At 59.2% G+C, this 10,812-nt stretch carries 10 protein-coding genes; 8 read left to right on the top strand and 2 right to left on the bottom strand.

From position 1 onward, the window contains the following. Nucleotides 1–49 precede the first annotated feature (49 nt). From frr to J4G14_02045, 7 genes are all read left to right on the top strand, one after another. A complete protein-coding gene (gene frr, locus J4G14_02015; GenBank protein MCE2456579.1) occupies nt 50–613 on the top strand; it encodes a ribosome recycling factor in 564 nt (187 codons plus the stop codon). An 80-nt stretch (nt 614–693) separates the two neighbouring features. Further along, complete coding sequence (gene uppS, locus J4G14_02020) at nt 694–1,356, top strand: di-trans,poly-cis-decaprenylcistransferase (GenBank protein ID MCE2456580.1); 663 nt, start codon at nt 694–696, stop codon at nt 1,354–1,356. 36 nt (nt 1,357–1,392) lie between these two features. Continuing rightward, nucleotides 1,393–2,187: a phosphatidate cytidylyltransferase gene (locus tag J4G14_02025; GenBank protein MCE2456581.1), complete on the top strand. Its 795-nt coding sequence runs from the start codon at nt 1,393–1,395 to the stop codon at nt 2,185–2,187. A gap of 94 nt (nt 2,188–2,281) precedes the next feature. Then, nucleotides 2,282–3,424 (top strand): 1-deoxy-D-xylulose-5-phosphate reductoisomerase, encoded by a 1,143-nt coding sequence (gene dxr / locus J4G14_02030; GenBank protein MCE2456582.1) that lies wholly within the window; start codon nt 2,282–2,284, stop codon nt 3,422–3,424. Next, entirely contained in the window at nt 3,417–4,619 is a 1,203-nt protein-coding gene (locus tag J4G14_02035; protein ID MCE2456583.1) for a site-2 protease family protein, read from the top strand. The genes dxr and J4G14_02035 overlap by 8 nt, the downstream gene beginning before the upstream one ends. 62 nt (nt 4,620–4,681) lie before the next feature. Further along, nucleotides 4,682–5,836, top strand: coding sequence for a flavodoxin-dependent (E)-4-hydroxy-3-methylbut-2-enyl-diphosphate synthase (ispG, locus tag J4G14_02040; GenBank protein ID MCE2456584.1), 1,155 nt, complete (start codon nt 4,682–4,684; stop codon nt 5,834–5,836). A 101-nt stretch (nt 5,837–5,937) separates the two neighbouring features. Beyond that, nucleotides 5,938–7,635, top strand: coding sequence for a proline--tRNA ligase (locus J4G14_02045; protein ID MCE2456585.1), 1,698 nt, complete (start codon nt 5,938–5,940; stop codon nt 7,633–7,635). On the opposite strand, the gene J4G14_02050 is transcribed toward J4G14_02045, so the two are convergent. After that, a complete protein-coding gene (locus tag J4G14_02050; GenBank protein MCE2456586.1) occupies nt 7,621–8,520 on the bottom strand; it encodes an alpha/beta fold hydrolase in 900 nt (299 codons plus the stop codon). The genes J4G14_02045 and J4G14_02050 overlap by 15 nt on opposite strands. Nucleotides 8,521–9,165: 645 nt before the next feature. Between J4G14_02050 and J4G14_02055 the strand changes: the two genes are divergently transcribed. Beyond that, the gene (locus J4G14_02055) at nt 9,166–9,816 is read left to right on the top strand and encodes a DUF502 domain-containing protein (protein MCE2456587.1); all 651 of its coding nucleotides are present in this window, start codon (nt 9,166–9,168) and stop codon (nt 9,814–9,816) included. Nucleotides 9,817–10,617: 801 nt separating this feature from the next. On the opposite strand, the gene J4G14_02060 is transcribed toward J4G14_02055, so the two are convergent. Further along, a partial coding sequence (locus J4G14_02060; protein ID MCE2456588.1) for an IS256 family transposase occupies nt 10,618–10,812 on the bottom strand: 195 nt, incomplete at its 5' end.

Consider the following 10,812-nt stretch of genomic DNA (forward strand, 5'->3'; position numbering starts at 1 on the left):
CGGTCGTTTATACTTGACCTAACCATTCCAATGTCGGAGGTCAAAGCACATGCCAGACGTTGACGAAATCCTCGACGATACCACTACTAGAATGGAAAAGTCGGTATCCGCCCTGGAGAGAGAGCTTGGGAGTATCAGGACAGGCAGAGCGTCTCCCAGGCTTGTCGAAAACCTCCTCGTAGATTACTACGGCGTCCCGACACCTCTCAATCAGATTGCCTCTATTACCGTCCCAGAGGCGCGATTACTCATGATTCAGCCATGGGACAAGTCAGCTGTGAAAGAGGTAGAGAAGTCGGTCATGAAGTCCGACCTGGGACTGATGCCTAATAGCGACGGTACCGTCATCCGACTCTCCATTCCTCAATTGACCGAGGACCGCAGACGTGACTTGGTCAGAATGGTCGGCCGAAAGGTCGAAGATGGGCACGTTGCGGTCCGCAACATTCGCAGGTCCGGTGTTGAAAGCTTCCGCACGATGGAGCGTGACAAGGACCTGTCTCAGGACGAGTCCCGCAGGGCGCAGAGCGATCTGCAGGAGTTGACCGACCTCTACATCGGTCAGATGGACGAGATGAGGCAGGACAAGGAGCAGGAGGTAATGGAAGTTTGACGCTTCCGGCATCCGCCCCGGTCTCCGGTTCGGAAGTTTCTCCTCTTCCCGGCAAGGCACCCAATCACGTTGCCATCATCATGGATGGAAATGGGCGCTGGGCTGTCACACGTGGGCTGTCTCGCTCTGAGGGACACCGAGCTGGTACCGAAAACGTAAGACGAACAATAGAGGCGTTTGCTCAGGCAGGGGTCAACTACCTCACTGTGTTCGCCTTCTCCACAGAAAACTGGGAGAGGCCCGTCGGCGAAGTTGACTCTCTCATATCGATCTTCCGTGACGTAATTGGGCCAGAGTCTGAAAACCTACACCGCCAGGGCGTGCGTATCCGTCATCTTGGAAATCTTGAAAGACTGCCAAAGGACCTGCGAGGGGCGATCGAATCCAGCATGGAGCTAACGAGTGAGAACAGCGGTCTGACTCTTTCTGTCGCTTTCAACTACGGTTCAAGGACCGAGATACTCGATGCAGTCCGACAGATGATGGCAGATGGCGTCGATCCAGTTGACGTCACCGAGTCTTCATTCGCGTCCTATCTGTACACGTCGGACCTGCCTGACCCTGATCTCATCATCAGGACTGCAGGAGAGATGCGCCTGTCCAACTTCCTGCTGTGGCAAGCCGCTTATGCGGAGTTCTACAGCACGGCCGCACTGTGGCCGGACTTTGACGAGGTCGAGGTGCAAAAGGCCCTGGACGCCTACAGTCGACGGAGTCGCAAATTCGGACGTCTTGAGGACTAGTCCCAGCCTGCGGGCGACCTGAGACAGGGGCGAGCCTTGCTCCCACGCATCGTAACCGCACTTGTCGGCCTTCCAGTCCTGATTGGCATAGTATGGGTAGGCGGATACGCCCTGGTGGCGCTCGCCTCTGCCGCAGCAGCCATTGCAGCCTGGGAACTGTGCCGGATGGCTGACTCCTGGGAGCAGCGCGCATTTGTCCTCCCCGCTGTGGCACTCACTGCCGCTCTTGCCGCTTCTGGGTACGGGGTCGCCATTGCCGACGGTCCGTTAGCCTACAACCTGCTCGTACCCGCGGGTGCCCTGGGAGCAGCGCTGACGTTGCTCCTGCTTGACCAGCGCCGTCAGTCTCTCCTCGCGACCATTCTGGTAACTGCATGCATAGTGGTCTTCGTCGGTGGGGCTCTGTTCAATGCTTCACTCTTCGCCGGGCATTCCGATGGCGGAGACCTGGTACTCTTCGTCCTCGCGGTGACATTTGCCACGGACACAGGTGCGTACGCCGTAGGCAGGACGATTGGCTCTCATAAGCTTGCCCCATCCATAAGCCCTGGGAAGACCTGGGAGGGGGCGATAGGGGGATTGGCCGCCGCGATCGTGACAGGCGCGGTCTCGACGCTAGTCTTTGGTTTTGGTTCCCAATGGATGGTTGTGGCCGCGATCATGGGAATCACTGGTCAGGTGGGGGATCTCTACGTGTCCAAGCTCAAGCGCCGGGCGGGCTTCGACGATTCAGGAGCTATCTTCCCGGGACATGGCGGTATGCTCGATCGGCTGGACTCGTTATCGTTCAACTTGATCGTCATTGGACTGGCAGCAGTCGCCCTCCTGTGAGCTAAGGTCCGGCGCCTGTCATTGCTACGCCAACTGATGAGGAAGTGTCGGTCTTCTTGGTCGCCGGATGGCCCGTTGTGTATCATGGGAGATCATGACCCCTACCAAGAAGGCGCTCGCCATTCTCGGTTCGACCGGCTCGATAGGTACGCAGACCCTCGACGTCGTGAGAACTTTCCCAGACCGGTTTCGTATCCTGGGGCTGTCGTGCAATCGCAACCTGGGACTTCTTTCCAAGCAGATTGACGAGTTCAATCCCCACCTGGTCTGCTCGAACGCCACGGAAGCGGAGAAGTCAGCGCTTCCTCAGACGGGTTGGCACGATGGCACTCTTTCAGATCTCGCTGTTCACCCTGACGTCGACACTGTTGTGACGGCAACCGTTGGCGACGTCGCTATCGGACCGACACTCGAGGCAATAGACGCCGGCAAACAGATTGCCCTTGCGAACAAAGAGACTCTCGTGATGGCTGGGGAACTCGTCACGAAGAGCGCTTCCGAGAACGGCGTGGGGATCCTTCCACTCGACAGCGAACCAAATGCCATCTGGCAGTGCATTCGCGGTGAGGACTCAACTCCAACCAAGCTAATCATCACAGCCTCGGGCGGAGCATTTCGGAATACCCCTATCTCGGAACTGGAGTCCGTAACCCCACAGCAGGCCTTGAAACATCCCACATGGAGAATGGGACAGAAGATCACCGTAGACTCCGCTACACTTATGAATAAGGCGCTCGAGGTGATCGAGGCTCACTGGCTGTTCGGAGTTCCCTGGGACGACATCGAGATAGTGATTCACCCTCAGAGCATCATTCACTCGATGGTCGAATTTGCTGACGGCTCAGTCAAGGCTCAGCTCAGTCCGCCGGACATGAGGCTGCCCATTCAATACGCTCTCGCATACCCGGACCGGCTTCCCAATCCAAATGTGGCCAGGTTCCATGCCGCCAAGACCGGAGAGCTCACATTCTTCGAGCACGATCCTGATCGCTACCCCTGCTTCAAGCTGGCAATCGACTTCGCGAAACGCGGCGGCACTTCCCCGGCGTTTCTCTCCGGTGCGAACGACGCAGCGGTACAGTCTTTCCTGGACGGCAGGATCGGGTTCCTCGAGATCGAGAGTGCGATCAGGGCGGCCCTCTCCTCACACGAGGCGAAATTCGATCCTGACCTCGACGACATACTTGCTGCGGGCCGACACGGTTACGAGGCCGTGCGTAGTCTGACGGGTGCCTGAGATGTTCGGACTGCCGTCCTGGCTGCTGATAATCCCTGTTCTGGCTTCACTCGTCTTTGTTCATGAACTGGGGCACTATCTCGCCGCGAAACGCTTCGGCATCAAGGTCCTGGAGTTCGGTTTCGGCTTCCCTCCCCGCCTATTCGGTGTGAAGTACGGCGAGACGGTCTACACCATCAATGCCATCCCGCTGGGCGGATTTGTAAAGCTCCTGGGCGAGGAGGATCCTACCGACGAGCGCAGCTTTGCCCGCCAGTCGGTCTGGAAGCGCACGGTGGTCCTTTGCGCCGGATCCTTCATGAACTTCGTCATTCCGGTGGTGATCTTCACGGTCCTATTTGCACTTCCGCAGGATGTGCCTGTCGGGACTGTCCAGATCACAGGCGTTGCCCCTGGCTCGCCCGCGCAGCAGGCCGGGGTTCGACCCGGCGACCAGGTGATGGCGCTAAACGGAGAGCGGGTCAGGAACCACAACGAACTGGTCTCTCAGGTAATGGTAAATCTCGGGGACGAGGTCGAGCTTACGCTCCGAAGAGGTTCCATAGTCACTGGCCTTGGTTCGTCGCCGGACTCGACAGTGGTTGAAACAGTTAGTGTAGTCCCGCGCATGAACCCGCCTGATCTGGTCGTTGTTGAAAACGTGACCGACCCGTCAACTCAGGTCAGCCTTAGGGAAGCACGACGGTACAACGCCCGTCTCCAGCCTGGAGACACAATGACGCAGGGCGCGGTCGGAGTGATGGTCGGTACATCCAATGTTCGCTTCGTCAAGGAACGGCAGCCTGTCCTTGACGCCGTCCAGAACGGGTTCGGTCGGATCGTGGACGTTCTGCTGCTGACAAAGAACAGTTTCCATCGTTGGGCTGTTGGCGGTCCCGACCCGGGTCTCACTGGTCCCATTGGCATCGCTCAGATCACGGGCGAAGTTGCCGAAGTTGGTGTCTTCCCATTCTTCGAGCTGGTCGCCGTTATCAGCATCAGCCTGGGACTGATTAACATTCTGCCCATTCCCGCCCTTGATGGCGGACGCCTGATGTTCGTACTGATCGAGTGGGCCCGCAGAGGCAGGAGAATCTCGCCGCACCGAGAAGGTCTGGTTCACGTGATCGGCTTTGCGGTCCTCATCGGCCTGATCGTGGTCATCAGCTTCTTTGATATCTCGCGAATCTTGTCCGGCGAAAGCCTGATTCGCTAAATTGGCTGTAATGTGATTGACTTGGTGGACGGTCCACATAGGCAACCAGGAGCTCTTGTGAAATGGTCAGTCGACGCGTAACGAAGGCCCTGCAGGTCGGCAGTGTGCAGGTCGGCGGCGACGCGCCGATTTCGGTCCAGTCCATGACCAAGACCGACACACGCGACGTTGCAGCAACCGTCAATCAGATCAGGCTGCTCGAGGAAGCTGGCTGCGAGATCATTCGCTCCGCTGTGCCCGACATGGAGGCCGCCGAGGCCCTGGCCGAAATCAAGCGCCAGATCAACATCCCACTGGTAGCAGACATCCACTTTCACTACCAACTGGCACTCAAGGCGCTTGAGAGCGGAGTAGACTGCCTGAGGCTCAACCCGGGCAACATCCGTGATCGTGAGAAGGTCGAGACAGTTGTCCGAGAGGCCAAGCTACGCGGCGTGCCGATCCGCATCGGCGTCAACTTCGGAAGCCTTCCCCCTGTTGGTGGAATAGGCAAGACCCGCGGGCTCTCACGGCATCGCGACGGCGTCAACATGCTCGCCAAGGGTCAGACTGACGACGATGAGTACTCGGTCGTCGACCACATGGTTGCCACCGGACTATGGGAGATAGGCATACTGGAAGACCTCGACTTCGATCTCATCAAGATCTCCCTCAAGGCATTCGATATTGACACGACCGTCGAGTCGTACCGTCAGATGGCGAGGCTGGTCCCCTACCCGCTTCACCTCGGCATCACCGAGTCCGGCACCGCTAAGTCCGGCAGCATCCGAAGTGCGATCGGACTGGGAGCACTGCTCTACGACGGCATCGGAGACACCATCCGCGTGTCTCTGAGCGACGACCCCGTCGAGGAGGTCTACACGGGGTTTGAGATTCTCAAGTCCCTGGAACTCCGCAAGGAAGGCGCGGTACTCGTTGCCTGCCCGTCGTGCGGACGCGCAGACGTTGACGTGGTCAGCCTTGCCAACCAGGTCGATGACCTCCTGAAGAAGACCAAGTCGCCAATCAAGGTTGCCGTCATGGGCTGCGAGGTCAATGGGCCAGGTGAGGCCAAGGATGCCGATGTCGGCATCGCCGCCGGCGCAGGCCGGGCCATAATCTTCCGCAAGGGCCAGAAGGCCAAGGTAGTGCCCGAGGCCGATATGCTCTCGGCGCTCATGGAGGAGGTGCGCACCGTCGAGGCCGAGTTGGCCTCGTCTGCACCGACGCCCGCCTGATTCCCTAACCTCGATTCCGACTCACGCACTGGCTCAACCTTCAACGGCACACGCCTGAATGGTACGCTAGGTGCGTCAACACACAGTTAGCGAGCAGAAACATGCGACAATCTAGAGCTTTTGGAAAGACACTTAGAGACGACCCTGCTGACGCCGAGCTTGCCAGCCACAGGCTGATGCTCAAGGCTGGCATGATCTACCAGAGCGCTGCGGGAGTGTACAGCTACATGCCTCTCGCGTGGCGGTCCATCAGGAGGATCGAGGAGATCATCCGCGAGGAGATGGACGCTGCTGGCGGGCAGGAACTCCATATGTCCAAGCTCCAGCCCCTGGAGATCTGGGAGCGATCAGGCAGGATGGCTGCCTACGGCCCCGACATGATGCGGCTGACAGACAGACGCGACCGCGGACTCGCCCTCGCGCCGACTTGCGAGGAGCTTCTGACGAACATCGTCAAGGCCAACGTCAACAGCTACCGTGACCTTCCAGTCATTCTGTACCAGATACAGACGAAATTCCGGGACGAGCCACGACCTCGCGGCGGCCTCATCAGGGTGCGTGAGTTCGACATGAAGGACGCCTACAGCTTCGACGCCGACCCTGAGGGCCTCGACCGCAGCTACAACGCAATGGCGAACGCCTACAGGCGTATCTTCGACAGGTGCGGACTCGACACCATCGTCGTGGACGCTGATTCCGGCGCCATGGGGGGAAGTGACTCGCAGGAGTTTATCCTGGTTGCGGACGGCGGCGAGGACACCATCATCGTCTGCTCGGGCTGCGACTACTCGGCCAATGCTGAGAAGGCCGAGTTCCTCAAGACTCCGTTGCCCGACGAATACCCCGGCACTGTTGAAGAGGTCCACACACCCGGTATCCGCACCATCGAGGAGCTTGTCGACTTCCTTGGTATCGAGGCGGCCAAGACGCTCAAGGCCGTGTTCTACGTCGCTGATCTCGAGCTCGTGTTCGTGGTCATCCGAGGCGACCTCGAGGTCAACGAGATCAAGCTCGCGAACGTGCTGGGCAAGCCGCCCGACCTTCACATCGCGACACCTGCTGAAGTTGCAGAGGCGGGCATCGTCGCTGGCTCGGCATCCCCGGTCGGACTGAGCATCCGCACCATCGCGGACGACTCGATCGACACGGGCTCCAATTTTGCCGCCGGTGCGAACCGCAACGACTACCACCTTCAGAACGTCAACTACCCGCGCGACTTCCAGGCCGAGATCGTGGCCGACATCGCCAATGCGCAGGAAGGGCTATCGTGCAAGTTCTGTAGCGGCACGCTGACCGAGGTGCGTGGCATCGAGGTCGGCCACGTCTTCAAGCTCGGAACGCACTTCACTGAGGCATTCGAGGCGTACTACCCCGACCAGGACGGTGAGCGGCATCCCATCATCATGGGCTGCTACGGCATCGGTGTGGAGAGACTGCTGGCAGCCGCCATCGAGCAGAACCATGATGACAACGGCATCGTATTCCCGGCTCCCATCTCGCCATACGACGTACAGCTCGTCGCGCTGAACACCGGTGTTCCTGACGTCATCTCAGCCGCTGATGATCTGTACCAGGCCCTGGAGTCTGCCGGACTCTCAGTGCTGTACGACGACCGTGCTGAGTCACCGGGCGTCAAGTTCAACGATGCCGACCTGATTGGGCTGCCAGTGCGTGTCGTGGTAAGCAGGCGCAACCTCAACCAGGGAGTCGTAGAGGTGAAGCGTCGCGACTCATCCGACGCCGCCACGGTCCCGATGGACGACGCGCTTGATGCAGTGAAGTCGCTACTGGACGGTTAGCCTGGACTCGAAGTAGTCGCACACGCGCTCCACGTACTCATCGCGGTGTTCGGTGAAGGCACCGCAGTGCTCGACGTCTTCTACCATCCAGAGCTCGCTGCCTTCTTTTGCAGCCTCGTGTACCCGGACACCGTGCTCCGGCGGGACCCTGTCGTCGTCGGGGGTCACAATGACCAGCACCGGGTAGTCGAGCTTGGCGACAGCGTCTTCAGGGGCGACGGCTCTGACGTCGATGTCGTACAAACGGCCCGCCAGTAGCAGGGCCAGAGGCTTGAATAGCAGCGCGACCCAACCCGGGAGTGGGGTCCGGAGTTCCGCCTCGCTCTGGATCAGTTCCGAGGCGCGGGCGAACGGGCAGTCCAGGACCGCGGCTCTGACTCGAGGCTCCTCGGCAGCAGCGAGAGCACACGTCGCGGCTCCAAGCGAGAAGCCAAGCAGCCCGATGCTGTCCGACGGGACTCCCCTGCCCAACAGGTAGTCGATCGCGCCCAGGACGTCCATCCGCTCATGCCAGCCACCTGACATCACCCCGTCGCCAGACTCGCCGTGCCCACGGAGGTCGAACATCAGGACGCCGAAGCCGCGGTCGCTGAGGATGCACGCGAGGTCGGTCATGTCTCCGCCGGTGCGGTTCGAGCCGATGCCGTGTACCAGTACGATGACCGGCATCCCACCGCGCCCCGCCATGTACCAGCCGTCCAGCATCACGTCGCCGCGTCTCGACATGAACCTGACCGGCTCGTAGACGTGACCGAAGTCGGCCGGAGTGCCCTCCAGCTCCGTGCGCTCGGCCATCGTGAGGTCGGCCGCCATGCGGTACGAGACCCAGACGTAGACACCGACGAGGCCGACGATCAGCGCGACAATTCTCCGAATCGTGAACAAGTTCAATCCTTCTCCCAAGGCAGCAAGCAAGCCAGCGACTGAGTATAGCACCGCGAGAGCCCTGCCCGAGACACGGGTCAGCAACCATCCCGCAGTGTAACGGCCACACACCACACCCCTTTAAGGGAGTGTGTGGCTGTTACGGACGTTGCATGAAACTCCTGAAACACGCTGATTCCACGATTGAGCGGGACAGGTGTCCCAGGTGTCCCAGAAACTGTCCCAGTCGTCGATCTGTGACAAAGTGCGACAGTCTGCGACAAAAGTGCGACACCTGTCGTAGCCATCGATGTGCGACAGACCGCGACAGTTTGCGATACGTTGTTAAGGTGCTTTCCGAACCGGTTGGACAGTGTGGACCCACTGGCCACCTACTCGAACACCCGTTCGATTACGATTCAATGTAGCAGGGTCATTCCGTGGAATCAAGGAGTGGCTGTTCGGAAACCCTTCGAGCAACTTCGCCATTTCCGCGAAAGCGGCAGCCCATGGGCCTGGGGATCCTTCGACAGGCTCCCTTCGACAAGGTCAGGGCGAACGATGAGCCTGTCGTCCCGGACGAAGGCTTACGCTAGCCATCTTATGTCGAGTACTGTACTGGCCCTGGATGGTAGAGTTGGCGGCAAACACCACCTGAGGTTGCGCATGCGTATTCTGAAATCGGTCGTCTGGGTACATCTTCGAAAAGTGATGGCTGAAGGGCTGATCATCGTCGTGCCCTTGGCCATCACCTTCTGGGTGCTCCGCCTGGTGTTCAACCTGATGGACGGGTTCCTTGGCCCCTTAATCGAAGAGACGATCGGGCGCGACCTTCCCGGGATAGGCATTGTGGCGATGTTGCTGCTCGTCTACGTCGCCGGGCAACTGTGGGAGCTGAGTCGCCTGAGCAGAAGGATGATCGAAGGCATTCAGAGTTGGCTCCTGTCAATCCCCATCGTGGGTGCCGTTTATAGTCCTGCCAGGCAGCTCATCGACTCCTTCTCGGGGACATCGGACACCGGCTTCAAGCGTGTTGTGCTAATCGAATATCCAAAAGCCGGAACGTGGATGATAGGCTTCCTGACGGCAACCACCATGACGAAGGATGGAGAGATGGGTGTCATCTATGTGCCCACGGCTCCGACACCCAACTCCGGCTGGGTTGGCGTCGTGCCGATCAACGGAGTCCACGACGTCGACATGAGCGTCCGGCAGGCCATGAGCATGGTGCTGTCGGGCGGCATAGTTACTCCGGATGAGATAACCATGACGCATATAAGCTCCTCACCGCTGTCTGACGAAACCAGCGAGGTTTAGGCATCTGGCAGATCTCAGGCAGGTGTACCCGGTGAGGAGGTGCATTGTGTTCGGCCCTGACATTCGTAACTACGGAATCAACGTGACAACCAAGGCTGTGGTCTGGAGACGCCATCCACGGAGCACGCATCCGAAGTGATCCGACAGCACGGGATCGGAGGGGAACCTGCCCCAGTAACTATGGGCCCGCGAAGTCTTTGTTGGCGACAGCCAGCTTTGCATCGAGGCTATTTTGAACAACCCTGAACTGGAGACCATTCCTACAACCCTTGACACCAGGCTGGATCTTGGCGGCGACACCATTAACGTGCCAAATAGACCTTAAGGCGGACTCAAATGAGTAATACGTCCATCATCCGGCTCATCGGCCTGTCATGTGGCTTGCCAGCCGGATCCCAGTTGCGTTGTCCTGGCAGTCCCGCTGCTTTTGGGATGTCTTAATACCAGTTGGCTTCCCGTTCCTAAGCCGGCAGTTTCGGACGCGCCCCAGGCACAGTCGTCGTCTCCTCACGAACTTAGGCCGGAGACAAGCTCACCTCACCGTGACATCGGCCGGGAGGGCTTCAATATCGATGTTGACTCGATTCCGGGCCCTGGAATAGCAAGGTGACTGGTAGATGCCACCAGTATGCACATATCGATGCGGGTCCACCCTGACCGAGCCCAGGGGCGCACCGATTTCAATGTGGGCGGCGACGTTGTGCTGTACGACAAGCTCGACATTTAACACGCCACCTGAGATATCGACATCCATCATCCTGGCGTTGGTCGGGAGATGGACTCCTATATCAGTGTCCCGGCCTAAATGGCGAGTCGTCGTACGTTGAGATCACGAAAGTTCTGGTCCACTTCGGTGGCTCCAGCGCCGATTTCGATCTCGACCTCCACGCCCATAGGCACTACCGGCCTCCAGTCCGCTCCCAGGAGACCTCGCAGCGCCAGATCGAAGTCACCCTCCGATAGTCCATGTAGGTACAGCTCAGGGATCAGATCAGC

It is taken from the genome of Dehalococcoidia bacterium, from assembly GCA_021295915.1.
Classification (GTDB): domain Bacteria; phylum Chloroflexota; class Dehalococcoidia; order Lucifugimonadales; family UBA1123; genus VXRN01.

Excerpts from the sequence above, each read along its gene's own strand:
- frr (MCE2456579.1), top strand. The coding sequence starts at position 50 with ATGCCAGACGTTGACGAAATCCTCGACGATACCACTACTAGAATGGAA.
- uppS (MCE2456580.1), top strand. The coding sequence starts at position 694 with ATGGATGGAAATGGGCGCTGGGCTGTCACACGTGGGCTGTCTCGCTCT.
- dxr (MCE2456582.1), top strand. The coding sequence starts at position 2,282 with ATGACCCCTACCAAGAAGGCGCTCGCCATTCTCGGTTCGACCGGCTCG.
- ispG (MCE2456584.1), top strand. The coding sequence starts at position 4,682 with ATGGTCAGTCGACGCGTAACGAAGGCCCTGCAGGTCGGCAGTGTGCAG.
- J4G14_02045 (MCE2456585.1), top strand. The coding sequence starts at position 5,938 with ATGCGACAATCTAGAGCTTTTGGAAAGACACTTAGAGACGACCCTGCT.
- J4G14_02055 (MCE2456587.1), top strand. The coding sequence starts at position 9,166 with ATGCGTATTCTGAAATCGGTCGTCTGGGTACATCTTCGAAAAGTGATG.